Source organism: Vibrio aerogenes (assembly GCF_024346755.1).
GTDB lineage: Bacteria > Pseudomonadota > Gammaproteobacteria > Enterobacterales > Vibrionaceae > Vibrio > Vibrio aerogenes.
On the sequence record NZ_AP024861.1, the window covers coordinates 2,058,999 to 2,080,602 of the forward strand.

Annotated in this window: 20 protein-coding genes; 5 read left to right on the forward strand and 15 right to left on the reverse strand. The window is 46.2% G+C overall.

Annotated features, from left to right (window positions below; genetic code table 11):
* Position 1 precedes the first annotated feature (1 nt).
* The 3 genes from ugpE to OCV29_RS09125 all read right to left on the reverse strand — a co-directional run bounded on the left by ugpE (position 2) and on the right by OCV29_RS09125 (position 3,126).
* On the reverse strand, positions 2 to 844 hold the full coding sequence (gene ugpE / locus OCV29_RS09115) for a sn-glycerol-3-phosphate ABC transporter permease UgpE (protein ID WP_073603024.1): 843 nt from the start codon (positions 842 to 844) through the stop codon (positions 2 to 4).
* 33 nt (positions 845 to 877) lie between these two features.
* Entirely contained in the window at positions 878 to 1,759 is an 882-nt protein-coding gene (locus OCV29_RS09120) for an ABC transporter permease subunit (RefSeq protein ID WP_073603106.1), read from the reverse strand.
* A 71-nt stretch (positions 1,760 to 1,830) separates the two neighbouring features.
* Positions 1,831 to 3,126 (reverse strand): extracellular solute-binding protein, encoded by a 1,296-nt coding sequence (locus tag OCV29_RS09125; protein WP_073603025.1) that lies wholly within the window; start codon positions 3,124 to 3,126, stop codon positions 1,831 to 1,833.
* Between the two features lie 268 nt (positions 3,127 to 3,394).
* Here OCV29_RS09125 and OCV29_RS09130 point away from each other — a divergent pair, with 268 nt between their 5' ends.
* Both OCV29_RS09130 and nqrM read left to right on the forward strand, forming a co-directional pair.
* Positions 3,395 to 3,847 carry a NifB/NifX family molybdenum-iron cluster-binding protein gene (locus tag OCV29_RS09130; protein WP_073603026.1) on the forward strand — a complete coding sequence of 151 codons (453 nt, stop codon included), beginning with the start codon at positions 3,395 to 3,397 and terminating at the stop codon, positions 3,845 to 3,847.
* Between the two features lie 34 nt (positions 3,848 to 3,881).
* On the forward strand, positions 3,882 to 4,094 hold the full coding sequence (gene nqrM / locus OCV29_RS09135) for a (Na+)-NQR maturation NqrM (RefSeq protein WP_073603027.1): 213 nt from the start codon (positions 3,882 to 3,884) through the stop codon (positions 4,092 to 4,094).
* 110 nt (positions 4,095 to 4,204) lie between these two features.
* On the opposite strand, the gene OCV29_RS09140 is transcribed toward nqrM, so the two are convergent.
* The 7 genes from OCV29_RS09140 to metE all read right to left on the reverse strand — a co-directional run bounded on the left by OCV29_RS09140 (position 4,205) and on the right by metE (position 13,143).
* On the reverse strand, positions 4,205 to 4,867 hold the full coding sequence (locus OCV29_RS09140; RefSeq protein ID WP_084193268.1) for a 4'-phosphopantetheinyl transferase family protein: 663 nt from the start codon (positions 4,865 to 4,867) through the stop codon (positions 4,205 to 4,207).
* 38 nt (positions 4,868 to 4,905) lie between these two features.
* On the reverse strand, positions 4,906 to 5,628 hold the full coding sequence (locus tag OCV29_RS09145) for an ABC transporter ATP-binding protein (RefSeq protein ID WP_073603029.1): 723 nt from the start codon (positions 5,626 to 5,628) through the stop codon (positions 4,906 to 4,908).
* Positions 5,629 to 5,719: 91 nt separating this feature from the next.
* Positions 5,720 to 7,000 carry an ABC transporter permease gene (locus tag OCV29_RS09150; protein WP_073603030.1) on the reverse strand — a complete coding sequence of 427 codons (1,281 nt, stop codon included), beginning with the start codon at positions 6,998 to 7,000 and terminating at the stop codon, positions 5,720 to 5,722.
* Between the two features lie 2 nt (positions 7,001 to 7,002).
* The gene (locus OCV29_RS09155) at positions 7,003 to 8,217 is read right to left on the reverse strand and encodes an ABC transporter permease (protein WP_073603031.1); all 1,215 of its coding nucleotides are present in this window, start codon (positions 8,215 to 8,217) and stop codon (positions 7,003 to 7,005) included.
* Positions 8,214 to 9,515, reverse strand: coding sequence for a TolC family protein (locus tag OCV29_RS09160; RefSeq protein WP_073603032.1), 1,302 nt, complete (start codon positions 9,513 to 9,515; stop codon positions 8,214 to 8,216). The genes OCV29_RS09155 and OCV29_RS09160 overlap by 4 nt, the downstream gene beginning before the upstream one ends.
* Positions 9,508 to 10,641, reverse strand: a complete 1,134-nt coding sequence (locus OCV29_RS09165; RefSeq protein ID WP_073603033.1) for an efflux RND transporter periplasmic adaptor subunit — start codon at positions 10,639 to 10,641, stop codon at positions 9,508 to 9,510. Before OCV29_RS09165 ends, OCV29_RS09160 begins: the two co-directional genes overlap by 8 nt.
* A 216-nt stretch (positions 10,642 to 10,857) precedes the next feature.
* Entirely contained in the window at positions 10,858 to 13,143 is a 2,286-nt protein-coding gene (gene metE, locus OCV29_RS09170) for a 5-methyltetrahydropteroyltriglutamate--homocysteine S-methyltransferase (RefSeq protein WP_073603034.1), read from the reverse strand.
* Between the two features lie 267 nt (positions 13,144 to 13,410).
* On the opposite strand from metE, the gene metR reads away from it, so the two are divergent.
* On the forward strand, positions 13,411 to 14,346 hold the full coding sequence (gene metR, locus OCV29_RS09175) for an HTH-type transcriptional regulator MetR (protein WP_073603035.1): 936 nt from the start codon (positions 13,411 to 13,413) through the stop codon (positions 14,344 to 14,346).
* 179 nt (positions 14,347 to 14,525) lie between these two features.
* Here the strand turns inward: metR and OCV29_RS09180 are convergent, their stop codons facing one another.
* The 3 genes from OCV29_RS09180 to OCV29_RS09190 form a co-directional block, all read right to left on the reverse strand.
* Positions 14,526 to 15,251, reverse strand: coding sequence for an amino acid ABC transporter ATP-binding protein (locus tag OCV29_RS09180; protein ID WP_084193269.1), 726 nt, complete (start codon positions 15,249 to 15,251; stop codon positions 14,526 to 14,528).
* Positions 15,252 to 15,270: 19 nt separating this feature from the next.
* Positions 15,271 to 16,218 (reverse strand): amino acid ABC transporter permease, encoded by a 948-nt coding sequence (locus tag OCV29_RS09185; RefSeq protein WP_073603037.1) that lies wholly within the window; start codon positions 16,216 to 16,218, stop codon positions 15,271 to 15,273.
* Positions 16,219 to 16,302: 84 nt separating this feature from the next.
* Positions 16,303 to 17,112, reverse strand: a complete 810-nt coding sequence (locus OCV29_RS09190; protein WP_073603038.1) for a transporter substrate-binding domain-containing protein — start codon at positions 17,110 to 17,112, stop codon at positions 16,303 to 16,305.
* A 469-nt stretch (positions 17,113 to 17,581) separates the two neighbouring features.
* Between OCV29_RS09190 and OCV29_RS09195 the strand changes: the two genes are divergently transcribed.
* Positions 17,582 to 18,055 carry an Lrp/AsnC family transcriptional regulator gene (locus tag OCV29_RS09195; protein ID WP_073603039.1) on the forward strand — a complete coding sequence of 158 codons (474 nt, stop codon included), beginning with the start codon at positions 17,582 to 17,584 and terminating at the stop codon, positions 18,053 to 18,055.
* Positions 18,056 to 18,119: 64 nt separating this feature from the next.
* Here the strand turns inward: OCV29_RS09195 and OCV29_RS09200 are convergent, their stop codons facing one another.
* Positions 18,120 to 18,314 (reverse strand): DUF4250 domain-containing protein, encoded by a 195-nt coding sequence (locus tag OCV29_RS09200; RefSeq protein ID WP_073603040.1) that lies wholly within the window; start codon positions 18,312 to 18,314, stop codon positions 18,120 to 18,122.
* A 105-nt stretch (positions 18,315 to 18,419) separates the two neighbouring features.
* Positions 18,420 to 19,136 (reverse strand): hypothetical protein, encoded by a 717-nt coding sequence (locus tag OCV29_RS09205; protein ID WP_139281537.1) that lies wholly within the window; start codon positions 19,134 to 19,136, stop codon positions 18,420 to 18,422.
* 233 nt (positions 19,137 to 19,369) lie between these two features.
* On the opposite strand from OCV29_RS09205, the gene OCV29_RS09210 reads away from it, so the two are divergent.
* Positions 19,370 to 21,604 carry a YgiQ family radical SAM protein gene (locus OCV29_RS09210; RefSeq protein ID WP_073603042.1) on the forward strand — a complete coding sequence of 745 codons (2,235 nt, stop codon included), beginning with the start codon at positions 19,370 to 19,372 and terminating at the stop codon, positions 21,602 to 21,604.

The window sequence follows — 21,604 nt, forward strand, 5'->3', positions numbered from 1 at the left end:
TTTACTTTTCACTTTCTACTAATCCTTTGACAAACCAACGCTGGAATATAAGAACCACCAGCACCGGTGGTAACATCGCAAAAATAACCATGGCAAAGGCATAGTCATAACGTGGCGTGGAGCTTTCATAAATATTATTGATGATGCCTTTAATTCCCATCACAATCGTGTTGTAACTTTCATCCGTCGTCATCATGATTGGCCACAAATACTGATTCCATCCCACGACAAACATGATGATGAAAATGGCAGCCATCATGGTTTTGGACAACGGCAACAAAATATCGAACAAAAATTTCACCGGTCCGGCATTATCCAGCTGAGCGGCTTCCAGTAATTCTTCCGGGATCGTTTTAAAAAACTGACGGAAAAAGAATGTTGCGGTCGCAGAAGCAATCAGCGGAACAATCAGGCCGGTATAGGTATTAATCAGACCGAGACTGGCAACCACTTCATATGAAGGGATAATTCTCACTTCCAGCGGCAACAACAGCGTCACAAAAATCAGCCAGAACCACGCACTGGCATAAGGCAGCCGAAAGTAGACCAGCGCATAAGCAGCCATCATCGAAATAATAATTTTGCCAACAGAAAACCCCAGCCCCATGATCATCGAGTTGATAATCATTGACCGTGCGGTAACGTCTCCGGTAAATCCAAGGCTTTTTCCCCAGGCTTCCTGATAGACATGAGAGAAGTTGTGACCCGGTAACCACTGCAAACCTTCAATCATCAGTGTATTTGGTTCATGCGTTGAGCTGGCAAAAATCAACCATAACGGCATGAGCAGTAATATCGCGCCAATAATCAGAATCACATGATCAAAGAGCTGATTCTTTTTCATCCTGTTTGTCTCCCTGACGACTTCGAAATGAACTTAGTAATGAACCCGTTTTTCTACGAATTTGAACTGAAAATAAGTCAACCCGAGCACCAGCAGTAGCAGAACCACGGATTGGGCAGAACTGCCACCTAAATCTGCACCGATAAAACCGTCGCGGTAAACTTTATATACAAGGGATGTGGTATGACTGCCCGGTCCGCCTTCAGTCAGCGTATCGATGATGCCGAATGTGTCAAAAAATGCGTACGTCAGGTTAATGACGACTAAAAAAAAGGTTGTCGGTGCCAGTAGCGGGAAAACCATCGTCCAGAAACGTTTCACCCCACTTTCACAGTCAAGAATTGCTGCTTCTTTGACAGAAGACGGAATCGACTGAAGCCCGGCCAGAAAATAGACAAAGTTAATCGAAACCTGTTTCCAGACAGACACCATGACCAGCGCACAAATTGCGTCAAATGAATCCGTCGCCAGATCGAACTCCCAGCCGATGTCATTAAAAAAGTTTGACAGCGTACCGATGTGCGGGCTGAAAAGAAATCCGCCAATTAAACCAGCGACAGCCGGTGCAATGGCATAAACCCATGTCAGTGTAATCCGGTAAGTACTCTGTCCGTGCAGCACATTATTGGCCTTCACAGCCAACAGCAATGCAATGGCGAGAGAGAGAAAAGCAACAACAAACGAATACAGAAGCGTAAAACCAAATGAAGCCAGATACTCACCCGATTCAAACAGCATAGTGTAGTTTTCAAACCAGACAAATGTTGAAGAGGTTCCCCACGGGTCTTCCAGCATAAAAGACATCATCAAAGCCTTTGCTGCCGGATAGACGAAAAATACAGCGATAATTAATATTTGCGGTGTCAGCAGAATATAAGGAAATATTCCGTGACTGAATTGTTGACGTTTAGCCACTTGATTTACCTTTGAAATGGTCCCCTGAATGACACAGTGAAAATTCACTCAGGGGACAGAAACAGCATGGATTATTTTTTCATTGTCCGGGCAAAACGTTTCAGCAACGTTTTACTTTCTGTTTCAACAGTATCAAGTGCATGGTCTACCGATTCCTGACCAGCGAAGATCTTATCGAATTCACGGTTTTCAATTTCACGAATCTGCGGATAAAAACCAACGCGATAACCTTTGTTCCACTCACCAGCAGCAAGACTCAGCTGCTTCACACCGACTTCTGCTGCAGGGAATTTCTGATAATAGCCAGACTGTTTGGTCAGTTCATACGCGGCATTGGTGACCGGTACATAACCCGTGGTTTTATGCCAGTACATCTGTACTTCAGGTTTGGTCAGATAAGCAAAGAATGCCGCAACACCCTTGTCTTCTTTTCCGGGGTGACCATTCAGGGCAAACAGTGCGGCACCGCCAATAAAGGTATGAACCGGATTTTTCGTCAGTTTCTCCCAGTAAGGCAGATAGGCAGTTCCCAAATCAAATTTCACCCGGTTCATCAAACCACCAAATGAACCTGAAGAACCCATCCACATGGCGACTTCTGCCCGTTCAAAAGGTCTCTGGTTCGCATCCCAGTCGCTACCGAAATATTTGTAATAACCCTTATCTGACCATTCTTTTAGCTTTTTAAAATGCATTTTCATATCAGCAGAATTAAAGGTCAGCCTGGTCGGTGTTCCGGCGTAACCATTTTCCTGATCCGAGAATGGTAAATCATGGCGGGACTTAAAGTTTTCAAACATAATCCACGGCGTATGAGACTGTGAAAACGCTGTATATCCTTTTGCTTTCAGCTTCTTCGCGACGTTTTCCATCTCTTCGTAGGTCTTGGGCGGTTGTACGCCGGCTTGACTCAAAATATTTTTGTTGTAGTAAAGTACCGGCGTAGAACTGTTAAAAGGCATTCCAATCATCTTGCCATGGTCATCGGCATAGAAATAACGAACCCCTTCAATATAATCTGAGCTTTTAAACGGGTATCCGGATTGCACCATGATATCCTGAACCGGTTTAACGACTCCGGGCGCACTCATAATGGTGGCGGTTCCGGCATCAAAAACCTGCAGAATATTCGGTGATTTGTGCGCACGATAAGCAGCAATCCCGGCTGTCAGTGTTTCTGTATACGTTCCTTTATAGACAGGCACTAACTTATAATCATCCTGAGACTGGTTAAAATCCTTCGCAATCTTATTAACCGTCTCACCGAGCTGACCACCCATTGCATGCCACCATGTGATTTCGGTTTTGGCAAATGCATTCGCTGATAAGCCGGCCGTCAATAATCCTGCTAACCATATTTTATTCATTGCTAATTCCCTTCCTGAGGTTTCGTACGAGTGTGAATAAATTTCGCTTGCAACAAATACTCGTCATTTTTTGTTTCGATTGTGTTTCAACGCCATTTCATAGGTGTGAACAATTTATTGCAACTTTACTTCTCCACCTCAGCGCCGGATGAATACAGCTTCACCGGATTTGAGTCATACAAGCGGAAATACGCAGGAAACTTGCTTTCTGCACAAACAATAATTAGCATATGCTAAAAATGAAATCAGAAATTATTAAGGACGCTTTATGATCTACGCTCTCCCTTCCCGCAATGGTGAACCACATAATCACTTTTCCAAAGCAGAACAACTGATGATCGTTAATGAAGAAACCCGGCACATCACAGTCGCAGATATTCCTGAGACTCAGTCTCACTGCGGCAGAAAAAAAGCATTCATGGCTATTTTTGACCAGTATCAGGTCGAAGCTGTGGTTGTCCGTCAGATTGGTGAATCAATGCTGAAACATCTGTTTGATCACCAGCTCAGGGTTTTTGCCTGCCCGCGTGGAAAAGCGGCAGATGCGCTAAACTTATCAGAACTGGAGGAAGTAACCGGGTTGGGTTATGCCAAGGCTTCACCCAATAAAGACAAAAAAAACAAATCCTGTTGTCACCATAAGCATCAGGGCAGTAGCAGATTATCACCACCAGCATCCGGTGAGATTAATCTGTCCGGTACACATTTTAAACGTGTGTAACACAAATACACCGGAAAGACAGAGGAGTATCACGATGATTTATCTGATCACTTTCGGCATTTTTTTAATCCTGATTTTGTTCATGACTATTGGTGTCATCGCCAAGCGGAAACCAATTCAGGGGAGTTGCGGCGGGCTGGCTAATGTCGGTGCAGAAAAAGTCTGTAACTGTGAAACCACCTGTGATGAGCACCAAAAACAGCTCTATCAGATTCAGGAGCCTGAAACAAAACAGGATAATCACTAGAGCGGGTTTAAGGGAATTGCGTTTTCAGATAACTATATGTTTTCAAATAACTATATGTTTTCAAATAACTATATGTTTTCAAATAATCATGTTTTCAAATAATCATGTTTTCAAAAAACCACAAAGGTTTGTACACTTTGGTCTGATAACTCATACAGAACCCGGAATGACATGCCTGCCGGTAACGCCGGGCTGATATCCTCTTGCAGTGTGAAAACAATGCACTGAGAATCAGCACCTGTGACTGCCGCACAATTAAAATCAAGAATTTTTCTGACCCGGGGAAAAATAGCTTTATATATGGATTCTTTCGCTGAAAACACCAGAGTTGCATACGCGGCAAAAGATGGGAAATACCGGCTGTAATCCATTTCCTGCGGCAGCAAAATTTGTTTGCGCAGGTTCGCAGCCGTGTCTTCCTTCATCACCTGTTCAATATCAATGCCCACACCCTTCACGTCCGGCATGGTCTCAGATTTAATCACAACCGCAGCTGCTCTGTCATTTGAATGGGTAATCGCACCGACAATCCCTTCGGGCCAAAGCGGTTCCCGGAAATCACCAATACCAATGTCCGCAATAGTGCTGACCCCTGCCGCTTCAAGTGCCTGACGGGCACAAAGCCGGCCGGTAAGAAATTCACACTGGCGTTTCAGTACAGCCCGGTGAAGTGATGACGGTAATATCACTCCCTGCTGCTTAAGCCAGGACAACCATTGATCGGTGTGCGTCAGTGGCATGGTCGATAAATAACAATAGTCAGGTAAAATCATTCCGTTTCGCTATCAGTTTTGTTCAGGTTTGGTTTTGTTCAGGATAAGTTTTGTTCCGGACAATAATCTGAAACTATACACCCATCTTTAATCGTCACAATACGTTTTGTTCTCTCAGCCAGTGCATTATCGTGTGTCACCAGAATTAATGTTCTGCCTTCCCGGTAAAGCTCATTGAACAGACCTTCAATTTCAGCACCTGACTTTGAATCCAGTGCACCTGTGGGTTCATCTGCCAGCAGGATTTGCGGGTCATTCACCAGAGCCCGGGCAATCGCCACACGCTGCTTTTGTCCGCCGGATAACTGATTCGGCTTATGATGCATACGGTCACCCAATCCAACCCGTTCCAGTAAAGTGGCTGCCCGCGCCTTGCGCTCTTTACTTTTCACGCCGCCATAGACCAGTGGCAAAGCGACATTATCCAGTGCAGTCACATACTCAAGTAAATTGAAACTCTGAAAGACAAACCCAATCCGCTGATTGCGGATTTTTGCCAGTTCCCTGCCAGACAAACAGGCAACATCCTGCTCATCGAGCCAGTAATCTCCGGAAGTCGGTTTATCCAGACATCCCAGAACATTCATCAATGTTGATTTACCGGAGCCTGAAGGCCCGAGAATCGACAAAAACTCACCACGCTGAATGGTCAGATCAACACCATCAAGCGCTTTTACGACTGTCTGGCCGCCTTCGTAATGCTTACATATCTGTTGCAACCGGACCAGATTAACGCCTGTGCTCTGTTTCTCACTATTCATTTTTTCACTACTGTTTTATTGACTACTGTTTTATTGACTACTGTTTTATTAACGACGGTTTTATTGATCAGGCATTCCCTACAGATGGTGTTTATTCACTTTGTAATGCCTGAAGCGGCGTAATTTGTGCTGCTTTATTTGCGGGTAACCAGGCCGCGGCAATCCCGATTAGTGCCAGTGTCGATATGACAATGGTAATAATCATCCAGGATAATTGTGGTACGGGCTGCCCCAATTCTTCGTACACGACGTTTCCGCTCAGAGGCAGCATCTGAATCAATGAAACCACAGCATAGGTCATCACTAAACCGGACAATCCACCCAGCGCCATGGTTAACAGTGACTGAACCAGATAATGCAGCCGGATCGACCCTGGCGTAGCACCAACCGCCATTCTGACACCAATATCACGGGTGGAGCGCCGGACGGTCGCATACATCACATTGGCGATCCCAACGCCGGCAACCATCAGGGTGATCAGGCCGATAATTCCCAGAAAACTTTGTAAACCAATCAAAAAGCGCTGCATACTTTTTTGTTCAAGAAATATATCCTGGGCCTGAACCACTTCCTGATCCTTCAGGCTCGCACCATGATGGCGAATCAACAGCTGTTTCAGCATGCCTGCCAGTGCCGCCCGGTCAGCCCCCACCTTTGGTAATACGTTAATGGCCGTGACTGATTGATTCCGGTGAAAACTTTGCCATGTAGCAAACGGCACAAAGCTGGCGTAATTAATCGACCGGCCGCCTTCAATGCGTCCGCCATTCTTTTTTAAAACGCCGATCACGGTAAACTCTTTATCACCTACTTTGACTTTTCTGCCAACCGGATTCTTCTGCAGGTCAACGGTATCAAAAATACCGGATTGTTCCTCATTAAATAAATCGGTTGCAGCGTTATATCCCAGCACAATGACTTTGCGCATTTCAAGGGCATCCATCGGGTTAAACCAGCGTCCCCCCGGCAGAACCTGAAGATGATTCATATGCTGATAACCGGCAGAAACCGCGGTGGGCTGACGCCATGCGTACTTATCCTGATAGTGCAACTCTTCCTGCCATGAAGCACTGGGCAAAGCCTGAGCCACGGTAGGTAATGTCTGCAAAATTTCTGCATCTTCTGCTTTGAGTGTCAGTGCTTTTCCCTGATAGAAAGTCCCGTTATCAATACTGGCGATCCCGCCTGTTACATGTATCAGGCTGCCATTGCCATTTTGTACAACACGAATAATACCTGCACGTAACCCTTCACCGACGGCCAGCATGCCGGCAATACATAAAGTCGCCCAGGCAACGGCGAATATCGTCAATACCAGGCGGAGTTTCTCTGCCGCCATCTCCTGAAAAATTTGTCTGATTGGAAGCAGCATGATTACCCCCTCGCACTCAGCGCCAGAACGGGCGTCAGATCAGATGCCCGCCGGGCCGGAAAATACGACGCAAGAAATGCCAGAAAACCTGTCACGATCAGCGTGATAATAACCGCGCCGGGTGTAATCACCGGCACCCCCAGCCAGTCCGGCAGGGGCATACGTTCAAGAACAGCGACAATACCTGCAGCCACTGCAAATCCGATCAAACTGCCAATAGCAATCAGAATCATCCCTTCGGTCACAAACTGGCTCAAAATAGAACGTCGCGTCGCTCCGATCGCCATCCTGACACCAATTTCACGGGTTCGCTCAGTGACCGATAAAAACATAATATTCGCCACACCCAACGCACCAACAGCCATCGTCATTATCCCGCTGGCGCCAAGAAACGCCTGAATGCCGCGGAAAATAGCAGTAATCATTTTGGCTCCGTCGCTGAAGTCAGGAATCCACATGGCGTCGTGATCAGTTGGGTCGAAATGCATTTGTCCGGCGTAAAAACGCAAAATATTGTTCCGCAAAACCGGGCCGGTGATCCCCTTTTCAGGCTGAAGAAATAACATGGTTGGCAGTAAATCCCAGAGGTCTTTAAATGTTGAAACCGGAATCATCACGCTTCTGCGATCACCAAAATTGAACCCTTGATCGCTCCCTTTTAATAAACCAATAACCCGGAAAGGAATCCCGTTAATCTTAATCGTATCATTCAGGGATATTTTGCCCATCGCTGCGATACGATCCCCCACAACGACCACACGGCTGTGATGTTCGATATCCAGCGGCGATATCGGGCGGGAATTTTCCTGCAGACTCAGCGTCGCTAACTGAAGATAGTTTGTCCCGACACCGCTCACCTCAGAAGTCAGAAAATGTCCCTTGTTATCGGTCACCCGGGCTTCCCGTTGTTTATAGCGCACAGAATAGCTCTGAATAAATCCGGCCTGCTCAATTCGCTGCATGACAGATTCGGTCATTTTCAGTTCACGGCGGGCCGGTAAACCTTGCCAGGGTTTGCCGGTTTGTGTGGGAACGACAATCTGAGTCTGATTCATCATGAAGCGGAACGAGTCTATCTGATGTCGGTAAAAGCCCTCACCCAGCGCAATTAATACCACAACAGAAATCACTCCCCACGCAATGGCGATGATTGCCAGCGAACTTTTCATCCTGTAGGCATACAGGGTTTGCAGCGTCTGTTGCAAAATTGCCATCATGAGTTAAATGCCTTTGATATCGCCGCAATTGACTGATCATCGAGGAGTCCGGCGGTTAACAGCAATCCTGCCTGCTGGCGCCAATACTGGTACAGATTGCTTTTCAGATCATTTCTGGCGGTAAATAACGCATTATGCGCTTCAATCACATCAGAGGCCTCAGACAGGCCGGCATTAAAGAGTGTTTCTTTACTCTGCAAAACACGGGTCTGATGTGCAACAAGTTCTCTGGTTATCGCCACCTGCTCCTGATTTAACGCCAGCTGAGCAAACTGTCGCCGGATATCTTTTGTGAGATTAATTTCGACCTGACGCACCGCCTCTCTTGCCCGGAGAATTTTCAACCCGGCCTGTTCCACCTTCGCCCGGGTTGCCCCGTTTAAATCCAGTGGCAGTGATAAAGAAATGCCGGCATTCATCTCACCATGCGGGAGATTATCGTTATCCTGATAGCTGACGTGACCTTCAAGCGACGGATAATAGCCATTTTTTGCCTGAGTTTTTTCAAGCTGCTGTAAACGGAGCTGCTGACTGGCGACCAACAGTGCCGGACTGTGATTTTTCGCCAGTTTCAGCCATTGTGCTTCGGTATTGACCGGCAACAACGGCGGGTTGACAAGCTGTGTATCGACTTCATCAACCGGCTCTGTTTTCTGTTGTTCCGGGAACGACTCAGCCGGAGATGCACTGATCAGTGAGGAAAAAGCCGCCTGCTTCTCTGCCAGTAAAATCTTTGCCTGAAGAATAGCAGACTTCTCATTCAGCTGATTTGCCAACATTTCTTCAACGTCAATTGATTTCACTTTACCGGCTTTATAACGTTGCCGGGTAATTTTCAGCAGTTTATTACCTTCCGCCAGCTTTTGCTGAGCAAGATGTAAATCCCCCTGAGCACTGGCTAAATCAAGGTAAGCGGTGATCAGTTTATCTGCCAAATCATTGCGAACCTGATTTTGCTCCAGTTGGGCTTTTACGACATCTGCTTTTGCCTGATCCAGAGCAGTCCATGAGCGACTATCCCAGATTGATTGTTTTAGTGTGACATGATAGCCATGACTGTTGCCTTCTCTTTCCTGCCAGTCAATGGAAGAGCCTGCACTCAATGAAGGCAGCAACGCACCACGGTTTATCTTTTTGCCGGATTCACTGATCCGAACATCCAGTTTTGCCTGATTCAGTTCAGGCGCATATTTCTGAGCAGCCTGCCATGCTTCATCCAGTGACATCGCATGCGTCATGCAGGGAACAAGCGTCATCATCAGCGGCAAAGAATGACGCAGGAACCGGGCATTAGTCATCGGAATCTCCTAACATGCTGTTATCAACCACCGTTTGTCCGTCATCAATCCCCTGAAGGACTTCAACATGAATACCATCAGAAAGGCCCAACTGAACTTTTTGCTCGTGATAACCCTGCTCTGAATCATCCGGCAACAACACATTCGGAGTTTCATCTTCAAATTTCAGCACTCTTTCCGGCAGACTCACGACGTCTTTTACCTGCTTGAGAATAATCCGTGCGGTCGCAGAGAACCCGGAACGCAGATTCATCCCTTCAGGAATGACCAGATGACTGATTTCAACACCAAATCCATTGTCAAAACTGTTACCGGAGATGCCATCAGACCCATTCAGAGTTTCAGACTGAATCGCAACTTTATCCAAAATACCTTTCACTTCCATGTCAGGGTATGGTGCAACCGTCATCGTGGCATTCATACCCTGCCTGAGCAATGCCGCATCATGTTCACTGACACTGCCTTTGAAAATGACATTACTCATATCAGCCAGCGACATCATTTCTGTGGCTGACTGGCTGGATTCCGTGGAAATAATCGGTTCCCCGACTTCGACTTTGATATTCAGAACCGTGCCGTCAATCGGTGCATAAATTGTCGATGTCAAACGGGCACTGCCCACAGAAGCTTCACCACTCTGAATCAGTTCAAGATTATGTCTTTTCTGCGCCACTTCAGCTTTTCTTGCCTTCAGGTTGGCTTTAGCGCGCACATAATCATCGTAGTTATCAGGGATAATATTCTGGTCAACCAGACTTTGCAGATTCGCCAGGCTTTGCCGGGCTGATTCCATGGAAGCTTCACTCTGCATCAGTTCTGTCGTGGCATCAGTTAATGCCTGAGGGGTTGGATTGGGACGCACTTTAATTAACGGCTGCCCCTGTTTGACTTTTTCTCCTTCTTTTACATAAATTTTCCCGACAATACCGTTAATCTGAGATTTAATCGCAACAGAATGCGCAGGCACCATTTTTCCGACAGCTATCGCCTGTTTATTAATCGTTCGCTTCTCAGCATGAACTGTTTCGAAAAGAGGGTGAGGAGAATGATCATTTGAGTAAAAATAAACACCGCTGGCAATAATCACGGCAGCGGCGGTTGCAGATATCAACCAGCGTTTGGTCATAAAATGAATCCGTATCTTCAAAAATAGTGATTATCTAGTCGCAATTTAGGACTGATGTCTATTAATAAAGTTCAATTCAAAAAAATTTAATGATAATAATCAATAAAAAGCCCCTTCTCAGGGGCACCAACGACGTTGTATGTTTGTACCATCAGGTATATTCCGATGATCAGTTTATTTTCCGGATTGGAATTCATCATTCACCTTCGGATGTAATCACCCAGCCAGCTCCTGACGCAACGTTTTCGCTGCAGAAACCATATTTTTCAGTGAGGCTTCTGTTTCTGCCCATTCGCGGGTTTTCAGGCCACAATCCGGATTCACCCAGAGGCGCTCAGCAGGAATGGCTTCAGCAGCTTTTTTCAGTAAATCAACTATCCATGCTTCTGTCGGAATATTGGGCGAGTGAATGTCATACACCCCCGGACCAATTTCATTCGGATAATTGAATTTTTCAAATGCATCGAGCAGTGCCATATTTGAGCGGGATGTTTCAATCGTGATGACATCAGCGTCAAGTGCTGCAACAGACTCAATAATTTCATTAAATTCGCTGTAACACATGTGAGTATGAATCTGAGTTTCAGGTTTTGCTCCGGATGCTGAAATTCTGAATGCCTGCACCGCCCAGTCCAGGTAAGCCTGATGATCCCGTTTTTTCAGCGGCAAACCTTCACGAATAGCAGGCTCATCAATCTGAATAATATTGATCCCCGCTTCCTGCAAATCATCCACTTCATCCCGCAGTGCCAGAGCCAGTTGCTGTGCAATTTCTTTGCGGGAAATATCTTCCCTCGGGAAAGTCCAGCATAAAATGGTGACCGGGCCGGTCAGCATGCCTTTCATCTGTTTAGATGTCAGTGACTGAGCATACTGAGACCATGAAACTGTGATCGGCTTGTCACGTTCAATATCGGTGACCACAATCGCTGGTTTGACACACCGGGACCCGTAGCTTTGTACCCAGCCAAATTGAGTGGTCTGGAAACCAGTCAGATGCCCGGCAAAATATTCCACCATATCATTTCGTTCTGCTTCACCGTGAACCAGTACATCCAGTCCTAAAGCTTCCTGTCGTTCAACGGCATCACGAATATGTGCTTTCAGACTCTCTTCATATTCGGATTCAGTAATTTTTCCCTGCTTAAACGCACTGCGCTGCTGCCGGATATCATTCGTTTGCGGGAAAGAGCCAATGGTTGTGGTGGGCAGAAATGGCAGCCCTAATGCCGATTTTTGTGCTTTTGCCCGCGCTTCATACGGGAGTGTCCGCGTTGCAAGCGCATCTGTGATTGTTTTCAGACGTGCCTGTACCTGTGGTTTATGGACCTGTTGAGACGCCTTACGGGCTTCAATCGGCTGGCTGTACTGATGACAAAATTCAATAGCCTCTGGATTGCCATTAAGTGCAGCGCCTAACAACCCGGTTTCTTTCACCTTCTGCCTTGCAAAGGCAAACCATGATTTCACATCCGCATTCATCTGAGTTTCCGGTGCCAAATCAACCGGGCTGTGTAGCAGAGAGCATGAGCTGGCAACCCACAGGCGGTCACCCAGCTGCTCATGAACCGGCTCAAGCTGTTTCAGCAGTGCAGCCAGATCCGCCCGCCAGACATTTCTTCCGTTGATAACACCAAGCGATAAAACCCAGTCAGCCGGCAGTTTAGCCAAGACCGGTGAAAGCTGATCCGCGGCAGACACCACATCAATATGTAAGCCATTGACAGGTAATGCCACAATGTCATCAATCACGCCGGAAATACCGTCAAAATAGGTTGTCAGTAATAGTTTGACATCCCCGGCCAGCATCTCATAGGCCAGCTTAAATGACCCCAGCCAGTCGGCATCAAGCTCCAGCGCCAGGATTGGCTCATCAATCTGAAGCCACGTCACTCCCTGCTGGCTGAGTTGAGCCAGAATTTTCTGATAAGCACGAATAAGACGTGGCAGCAGTGTCAGGCGGTCAAAACCGTCATCCACAGATTTCCCCAGATAAAGGTAACTTAAAGGACCAAGAAGCACAGGCTTAACCGAGTGTCCCCGCTGCTGCGCTTCTCCGATTTCATCGAATAATTGTTGCCATGTCACATCAAACGTATCATCAGCGCTGAATTCAGGCACGATATAATGATAATTGGTGTTGAACCATTTAGTCATATCTGATGCAGCGACACCATGACAATCACAAGTGTGTTGTGATTGTCCCCGTGCAACCTGAAATAAAGTGTCCAGTGTCGGTGACCCCTGCCGGTGCCGGGCCGGAATATGACCCAGCAGCAGCGAGGTGGTCAGCACATGATCGTACCAGGCGAAATCACCGGCAGTGACATAGCTTAAATGATTGTCCGCCTGCAGCTCCCAATTTTCATGGCGAATGGCTGCGCCTGTTTCTTCCAGTTGAGATTGAGTGACCTCGCCACGCCAGTACTTTTCCAGTGCAAATTTTAATTCTCTTTTTTCACCAATCCGCGGGAAGCCCAGAATATGTGTTGTGACAGCCATGTTGTTATCCTTCTGATTATTGAACAATACGATGTGTTTATCAAAGCAGGTAAACTGCATTAAAGATGTCTGGATGGCTAAAATATCTTGCGAAATGTGTTTATAAACAACCTACAATTATTCAACAAAGCTATGAAAATTATTCATGTTCATAACATTCAGAACAAAATTTTTGCTACAAACGGACGTCTGGATGTTTACATGTACATCATTTCACAGTAACTTAGAAAAAAATTCATGATAATTTGCATGGACTGAGGAAATTTCATGATTGAAATAAAGCATTTACGGACATTAGTTTCTTTGCGGGACACAGGCTCTCTCACAGCAACAGCAACAGCCTTACACCTGACACAGTCAGCACTTTCACACCAGATCAAAGATCTGGAATCGCGGATTGGCGGGCAGCTTTTTCTCAGAAAAACACGTCCGGTCAGATTCACACCTGAAGGAGAAATACTCCTGAGGCTGGCCGATGAGATTCTGCCGAAAGTGACACGGGCAGAGCATGAAGTTGCCGGGCTGAAAGAAGATATCAACGGGCGTCTGCATATGGCCATTGAGTGCCATTCCTGCTTTCAGTGGCTGATGCCCGCTATCCGTGAGTACCAGGTGGCATGGCCTCAGGTCGAACTGGACTTTTCTTCAGGCTTTGGCTTTGATCCCCTGCCGGCATTGCTTGCCGGTGAGCTTGATTTAGTCATTACTTCAGATATATTGCCCCGTTCTGAAGTTCACTATGAACCCTTGTTTGATTTTGAAATGCGTCTGGTGACAGCCATCAATCATCCGCTGGCCGGACGCACTCATATTGAGCCTGCGGATCTGGCTGATCAAACCATGTTGACTTATCCGGTGCAAAAACAGCGGCTGGATGTTTATAAGCACTTTCTTCAGCCTGATCATGTTGAGCCGGTCAGATGGAAACAGGCCGATAATACATTGATGCTGGTGCAAATGGTGTCAGCGGGTCTTGGCGTCGCAGCGTTACCAAACTGGGCGATTAGTGAGTTTTCAAGGCAGAAACTCATTACCAGCCTGCCGCTTGGCGATAAAGGGCTGTGGCGCAGGCTTTTTGCTGCGATCCGCAACAGTGAAAAAGAAAAGCGATATATCCAGTCATTTTTTTCAGTCGCCCGTCAGCAATGTAAAGCCCATCTGGATGGCGTCAAAATCGCCTCTTTGGGCAACCGCGATGGATAGACTGATCAGCATGACCAAACTGTATTTGGTATCACGTTCAAACATAAAAAAACCGACCAGAGATATCTGATCGGTTTTCCTTCATTTTCAAATTTTCAGGCTCTGTATCTATTTTAAAGATTGCACGTATTGAAGACTGAATTTATCTGAGAACTCTATATATCATAGAACTTTATTTATCAGAGAACTTTGGCTAAAAATTGTTGCAAACGTGGATGTTCAGGGCTGTCAAAAACTGCAGCGGGTGAATCATCCACTAACAAGGCGCCATCTTCCATAAATAAAACCCGATCAGCCACTTCTTTGGCAAAGCCCATTTCATGGGTCACAATGATCATCGTCATCCCTTCTGCCGCCAGGCCTTTAATGACATCCAGTACTTCGCCAACCATTTCCGGATCAAGTGCGGAGGTTGGTTCATCAAACAGCATCAAATCAGGCTGCATCGCCAGTGCCCGTGCAATCGCGACCCGCTGCTGTTGCCCGCCCGACAGATGGGAAGGGTAATTATTCATCCGGTCAGACAAACCGACACGGTCAATTAATTCCTTCGCCATGGCCTCGACTTCTTTCGCCGGACGCTTAGACACTTTCAATGGTGCCAGCATGACGTTTTGCAAAGCCGTTTTATGTGGAAATAAATTAAAACTCTGAAAAACCATGCCGACATTCTGACGCAGCTGATTGATATCAGTCGACTGATCATACATATCAATGCCATCAACAATAATCTGCCCTTCGCTAATCACTTCCAGCTGATTCAACGTGCGCAAAAATGTCGACTTTCCTGAACCGGAAGGACCGATAATAGCGACCACTTCTCCCCGTTTCACAGTGGCACTGACCGCTTTTAAAGCATGACAACCATTCGGGTAAAATTTCTCAATCCCCGTGGCCACCACCATGTTTTCACCTGTATATTCTCTAGTCACTGGCAGATAACCTCTTTTCTAATACCTGAATGGCCCACGACAATGTGCCGGTTACTAACAAATAAAGTGCAGCAACCGTAAACCAAACTTCAAATGGTGCAAAACTACCTGCCACAACTTCCCGGCCCGCCTTGGTTAAATCAGTAATTGAAATAACAGAAACCAGTGAAGAATCTTTGATCAGGTTAATAAATTGCCCGGCTAACGGCGGTAATGTTTTCTTCAGTGCCTGAGGAAGAATCACGTAGCTCATCGCCTGCGGATAAGTCATCCCAAGTGATCGTGCTGCCTCCATCTGCCCGGTTGCGACAGACTGAATCCCGGCCCGGATAATTTCAGCAACGTAAGCACCGGTAAAGATAGACAGTGCAACAACGCCGGCAGTAAACCGGTCAAGGTCTAACACCGTGCCAATAAAGAAATAAACAATGAAAATCTGAACCAACAGCGGTGTCCCGCGAATCAGTTCAACGTAGGTAAGCGACAGATCTCTGGCCACCTGATTCTTTGCCACCCGCATCAACCCGAAGACCAGACCTAAAATCACGGCAAAAAACAGCGAGATAAAAGAAATTTTAATGGTCATCCATAAACCAAGGGCAATCGGGCCAAATTTCCAGTCATGAAGCTGGGCTATCGTATCTCCCTCAAACACCAGATCACCGTCTCCGACGATCAGTTGGTCATATTTCCTGACAACCTGATCTGTGTCCCCATTATCGAATTCGATGGTAATCTGCCCCCCATCAGTCAATGTGGCAACACCATCGCCATGCGCACGGATATCCTGCATTTCAGTGTTAACAACATAAGGCCACAAACGTTCCCAGTGCCAGTTATAATTAATATTTTTGCCAGACAGATAAACCGACCCGACCAGCATCACCATGATAACTGCATAGATGAAGTGCCCTATCCAGCGACTGGTTTTTGATTGCATTTTAATCTTTCTCTTTTTGTATGATTTGTCTGAGCAAGTATGAACAATACCTGCTCAGAATACCTGTTCACGATGATCTGGTTGTTACTGAACTTTTTTCAGCCACTTATCAGATTTAAACCATTTATCGTAAATTCGCTGATAGGTGCCGTCCCCTTTGACCTGACGAAGGTAGTTATTCAGGACATTGAGGAAGTTCGGATCATCCTGACGAATCGCCCACCCAAGCGGTTCATAGGTGAATGGCTCATCAAGATGCACCACCTGCTGCTGATGCTGAGAGGAGTAAATTGCATTATATGGAAGGTCATAGACAAACGCGTCTGCTTTGCCGTTAGAAACCTGTAAAACCGCATCGACTTCGGTTTCAAACAAATCCAACTTTGCCTTCGGGATATAGCGTTTCGCTGCCTGAGCGCCCGTTGTACCAAGCTTACTGGTAATTGTATATTTAGGATTATTCAGATCTTTGTAGCTTTTAATCTTTCCGGCAAGTTTAGGTGAAACAAGCACAGACTGACCAATAACAATGTAAGGGTCAGCAAAGTTAACTTTCAGGTTGCGTTGTGCCGTCACCGTCATACCCGAAATAATAATGTCACACTTATTCGTCTGGAGCGCCGGGATAATGCCATCCCATGCAGTATTGACCGGAACAAACTTCACGCCCAAAGACTTCGCCATATGCTTCGCCATATCCAGGTCGAAACCGATGAAGCGGCCATCTTTCGTTTTCATCTCAAAAGGCATATAACCTGCTTCAAAACAGGCTTTCAGTTCACCTTTACTGACGATTTGTTCCAGAGCAGACTCAGCGGCAACAGCCTGATAACCTGACAGCGCGGTATATGAAATCAAAGCACCAGTCAGTAGTGATTTTACGTGTTTATTCATACTATCTACTATCCCTTATTCTTTGTATGTTTTCCGTAACTTCAGATATTACGAAATGCGATGTTGTTTGATGATCTCATTCTGTATTCTTGTTCGGCCCAGCTGTTTTTTTATTCATATATAGCTGTCGGCTCATTATCATCCGGGTGGATAGCAGCCTCAATCGAAATAAGGAAAAACATCCGTATCTCGCTCATTTCCAATCAGGCTCAACCACTTTAATATGCACACTTAATGAATATATATGCACAAACCAAATCATTCTGAGATCTCTATAGTGCTTCAGAACCACTACCTTTTTCAACATTTTCTTGGGATCTATAGCAAACAAAGCAGAAAAATACACTTCAGATGACTCAATGAAGCACATGAAATGTGCAAAAACCGAGCAATAAAAACAACCTTGTTTGTCTGTATGAGATGAATTAATCTCAAGACACTCAATTCAGCCTCACCCGGAGCCAAACACATGCAGCTGGATGATTTTGATAAAAAAATACTTGAACTGATGCAAAAAAACAGTCGAATACCGACTGAAACCATTGCAGAACAAATTGGTTTATCCACTTCCGCAGTACAAAGAAGACTCAAAAAAATGCGTGAGGAAAAAGTCATCCTCAATGAAATCGTGGTTGTTGCCCCCCAATATCTGACACATACCATGACTTTCATCGCAGGAATGGAAATTGAACGGGATAACTACGAGGTACTGGCCCGGTTTAAAGCATGGGCAAAAGCGAAAGATAATATTCAGCAAATTTATTATGTGACTGGTCAGGTTGACCTGATGATTGTTGTGACTGCCGCAGATGCGGTCGCTTATGACGCATTTATTGAATTACTGATGCAGGAAAATCCTCAGATTCAGCGGGTAAAAACACATGTGGTGCTCGACAAACCCAAGCAATCTTTTTATGTGCCACTCAAAGAAGCCCAGCAATAAAAGCACGCTTTCTCCGGCATAAAAATACCGGGAGCAGTGAGCCACTCTCCGGTATATCAACGAATTAAATGGCCTTAAACTGATTCGTCAGCGGATCATACTGATATCCCATCCCCGCCAGCTTATCGATGACCAGTTCGGAGTCAAACTCATAAGTTACCGTCAAATCGTCAAAGCTATCACACTCCAGACGAAGCTTTTCATTCACAATACCAAGCAAAATAGGACTATCCAGTTTCCCGACATTTGATAAATCCATCGCGATACTCTCCTTCTGCAGATCTGCCACGAAAAAATACCACCTATTCAAGCGTAGCCCCAAATCTGTCATCAGCGCGCAAATATCATGGAAGAATTGTCCGGTTTAGCGTGAATCCGGACGCTGTATCACACAATCAGGCTGGTGAGCCGGACAATTGAGGCTCTGCTGAGATAACTGAATGTGTTGATTTTGTGAATTGTGCTGATACAGCGAGTTAAAGCCGGTCATCGATGAAAGGAGCAAAAGGCATGACAGGGCCAACAACACCCGGCTCACAGTTGAAGACAGAAACAGATGCCAGCACCACAACAACAACCCGGCAATCATCAAACTGAAATAGATTAAAACAGAAGAAGTCATGATCGACAGCTGTTCATCCGAAAGCCCGTAAGTAAACGGAACAATGCAGACTGTGATCATCATTGCCGCCAGAACGCCAACAGCCGGAAGTAATTTATGAAATGCCTGCAAACGGGATTTCGCCATGACCAATAACAAATGGGCACTGATTGCACCGGACAAAATAGTCGAGAAAGCAATCACGACCCCACCAATCCAGTCCGGCATCCCGACTATCGTCATGATCACCAGAACCAGTGCTGCCATATCAGCCAGCCATAACAACATCAATGGCCCTGAGTCACGGGTTTTCCCTGTTTTCACCCGGGTATAAAGCCCGGCGATCAAAGCAGTGACGACCATAGCCAGTAAATGCTGAACCGCCACACTTGCCCACAATAACGCCAGTACCGGAAATAACCGGTGAATCCTTCCTCTTTGACCGGGGCAGATTTCTCCTTTCATCAAAACTAAGGTCAAAATCAACTGGGCCCCTGCAAGCATTGGGATCAGTGCAGAGAAAAAAGCAGATAACATCATAATTTACAGCAATTCAGATTCAGGTTAGGCGCAGATTATATCAAAACCGGTCAGGCGCAAAGAACGAAATCATCACCCTTTGTTTCTGATCTGATTTTCCCGGATATCAATATGGCTGGTTTTCGTTATCGGCCCCCGCTATAATTCCCGCCACAAAATGATGAGGTCAAAAAATGCACAACGCTGTTACACCAATTTTCGGACACAAAAAATACTGGGCGGAATGTTTCGGTACCGCGCCTTTTCTGCCGACCAGTAAAAAAGAAATGGAGAAATTGGGCTGGGACAGCTGTGATGTGATCATCGTAACCGGTGATGCTTATGTCGATCATCCAAGCTTTGGTATGGCGATTATCGGGCGCTTACTTGAATCTCAGGGTTTCCGGGTCGGTATTATTGCCCAGCCGGCGTGGAAAGATAAGCAGGATTTTATGGCCCTTGGCAAACCGAACCTGTTTTTTGGTATCACGGCCGGCAATATGGATTCGATGATTAACCGTTATACTGCTGACCGGAAAATCCGCCATGATGATGCGTACACGCCGGATAATCAGGGAGGTCGCCGGCCAGACCGGGCAACACTGGTTTATTCTCAAAGATGCCGCGAAGCATATAAGGATGTGCCGGTAATTCTGGGGGGGATTGAAGCAAGCCTGAGACGTGTGGCCCATTATGATTACTGGTCTGACAAAATTCGCCGTTCGGTGTTATTCGATGCAAAAGCCGATTTACTTCTGTTTGGTAACGCAGAACGAGCCTTAATTGAGGTCGCTCACCGGCTTGCAGGTGGTGAGGCGGTGGAAACGCTGCAAAACATTCGCGGTACAGCAGTGATTCGACAGGCTGCACCAGAAAATTTCCGGGTGATTGATTCATCGAGAATTGAAAAACCAGGACGTCCGTTTGTGCCGGTCAATCCTTATCAAACCGAAACGGCCTGCGAAACCAATAAGAATAATGAACAATCTCAGCCTATTACGGTCCGTCCTTCCCGTCATGATGCAAAAACGACAGCAGTCCGGTTACCTTCATTTGAAAAACTGCTCAATGACCGGATTTTGTATGCCCATGCAAGCCGTATTCTTCATCTGGAAACCAACCCATATTCCGGAAGAGCATTAATACAAAAACATGGTGATCGCGAATTGTGGGTCAATCAGGCCCCGATTCCGCTCACGACTGAAGAGATGGATTTTGTTTTTGGCTTGCCCTACGCAAGAACACCGCATCCCCGCTACGGCAAATCCAAAATTCCGGCTTATGACATGATTAAAACCTCTGTCAATATTATGCGGGGCTGTTTTGGGGGATGTTCTTTTTGCTCGATTACAGAACATGAAGGCAGAATTATCCAGAATCGCTCTCAGGAATCCATTATTGAAGAGCTGCAAGAGATTCGCGATAAAGTACCGGGCTTTACCGGAACGATATCAGACCTTGGCGGGCCGACGGCCAATATGTACCGCCTTGGCTGTTCAGATCCGAAAGCGGAAGCAAATTGCCGCCGTCCTTCATGTGTTTTTCCGGGAATTTGTCACAAACTGAACACTGACCATAAACATACAATCGATCTTTACCGTGCTGCCCGCGGCGTCGATGGCATTAAGAAAGTGCTGATTGCCTCCGGGGTTCGCTACGATCTGGCAATCGAGTCGCCGGAATATGTCAAAGAGCTGGTCACTCATCATGTGGGCGGATACCTGAAAATTGCACCGGAACACACAGAAAAAGGACCGCTTGATCTGATGATGAAACCGGGCATGGGCACCTATGACAAGTTTAAAGCCATGTTCGAAAAGTTCAGCGCAGAAGCCGGTAAAAAACAGTACCTGATTCCTTATTTTATCTCTGCTCATCCCGGTACAGAAGATGAAGATATGCTCAATCTGGCTTTATGGCTGAAACAGAATAACTTTGAATGCGATCAGGTCCAGAATTTTTATCCTTCGCCGATGTGTAATGCAACGGCGATGTACCACTCTGAAACGAACCCGCTGAAACGGGTCAAATATAAGCAGAGGGATGTTATTCCTGTCGCAAAAGGAGAAAGGCAAAGACGTTTGCATAAAGCCTTACTCCGCTATCACGACCCGAAAAACTGGCCGCTGATCAGGGAAGCTTTAATCAAAATGAATAAAAAGCATCTCATTGGTGACAAGCCCGGATGTCTGATTCCTGCAGAGGACCCGCAAAACAGCCATACCCCCGCACAGCGCAGAAAATCTGGCCGGCATGGTTCAAACCGCTTTGCGACAAAACATACCAAAAATCAGCCGGGTTTGATGCAAAACGGACAACGAAATAACAAAGATAAGCAGCAACCTCAATCATCTCAGTCACGGAACCAGTCAAAGTCTGGCGCCCAACCCACCCATTCGCCAAAGAGAAAGACAAAAAAAGCGCGATAA

What these genes read in the sequence shown, in the direction of transcription:
- ugpE (WP_073603024.1), bottom strand. Translation starts at nt 844, where the DNA reads ATGAAAAAGAATCAGCTCTTTGATCATGTGATTCTGATTATTGGCGCG.
- OCV29_RS09125 (WP_073603025.1), bottom strand. Translation starts at nt 3,126, where the DNA reads ATGAATAAAATATGGTTAGCAGGATTATTGACGGCCGGCTTATCAGCG.
- OCV29_RS09130 (WP_073603026.1), top strand. Translation starts at nt 3,395, where the DNA reads ATGATCTACGCTCTCCCTTCCCGCAATGGTGAACCACATAATCACTTT.
- nqrM (WP_073603027.1), top strand. Translation starts at nt 3,882, where the DNA reads ATGATTTATCTGATCACTTTCGGCATTTTTTTAATCCTGATTTTGTTC.
- OCV29_RS09140 (WP_084193268.1), bottom strand. Translation starts at nt 4,867, where the DNA reads ATGATTTTACCTGACTATTGTTATTTATCGACCATGCCACTGACGCAC.
- OCV29_RS09145 (WP_073603029.1), bottom strand. Translation starts at nt 5,628, where the DNA reads ATGAATAGTGAGAAACAGAGCACAGGCGTTAATCTGGTCCGGTTGCAA.
- OCV29_RS09150 (WP_073603030.1), bottom strand. Translation starts at nt 7,000, where the DNA reads ATGCTGCTTCCAATCAGACAAATTTTTCAGGAGATGGCGGCAGAGAAA.
- OCV29_RS09155 (WP_073603031.1), bottom strand. Translation starts at nt 8,217, where the DNA reads ATGATGGCAATTTTGCAACAGACGCTGCAAACCCTGTATGCCTACAGG.
- OCV29_RS09160 (WP_073603032.1), bottom strand. Translation starts at nt 9,515, where the DNA reads ATGACTAATGCCCGGTTCCTGCGTCATTCTTTGCCGCTGATGATGACG.
- OCV29_RS09165 (WP_073603033.1), bottom strand. Translation starts at nt 10,641, where the DNA reads ATGACCAAACGCTGGTTGATATCTGCAACCGCCGCTGCCGTGATTATT.
- metE (WP_073603034.1), bottom strand. Translation starts at nt 13,143, where the DNA reads ATGGCTGTCACAACACATATTCTGGGCTTCCCGCGGATTGGTGAAAAA.
- metR (WP_073603035.1), top strand. Translation starts at nt 13,411, where the DNA reads ATGATTGAAATAAAGCATTTACGGACATTAGTTTCTTTGCGGGACACA.
- OCV29_RS09180 (WP_084193269.1), bottom strand. Translation starts at nt 15,251, where the DNA reads ATGGTGGTGGCCACGGGGATTGAGAAATTTTACCCGAATGGTTGTCAT.
- OCV29_RS09185 (WP_073603037.1), bottom strand. Translation starts at nt 16,218, where the DNA reads ATGCAATCAAAAACCAGTCGCTGGATAGGGCACTTCATCTATGCAGTT.
- OCV29_RS09190 (WP_073603038.1), bottom strand. Translation starts at nt 17,112, where the DNA reads ATGAATAAACACGTAAAATCACTACTGACTGGTGCTTTGATTTCATAT.
- OCV29_RS09195 (WP_073603039.1), top strand. Translation starts at nt 17,582, where the DNA reads ATGCAGCTGGATGATTTTGATAAAAAAATACTTGAACTGATGCAAAAA.
- OCV29_RS09200 (WP_073603040.1), bottom strand. Translation starts at nt 18,314, where the DNA reads ATGGATTTATCAAATGTCGGGAAACTGGATAGTCCTATTTTGCTTGGT.
- OCV29_RS09210 (WP_073603042.1), top strand. Translation starts at nt 19,370, where the DNA reads ATGCACAACGCTGTTACACCAATTTTCGGACACAAAAAATACTGGGCG.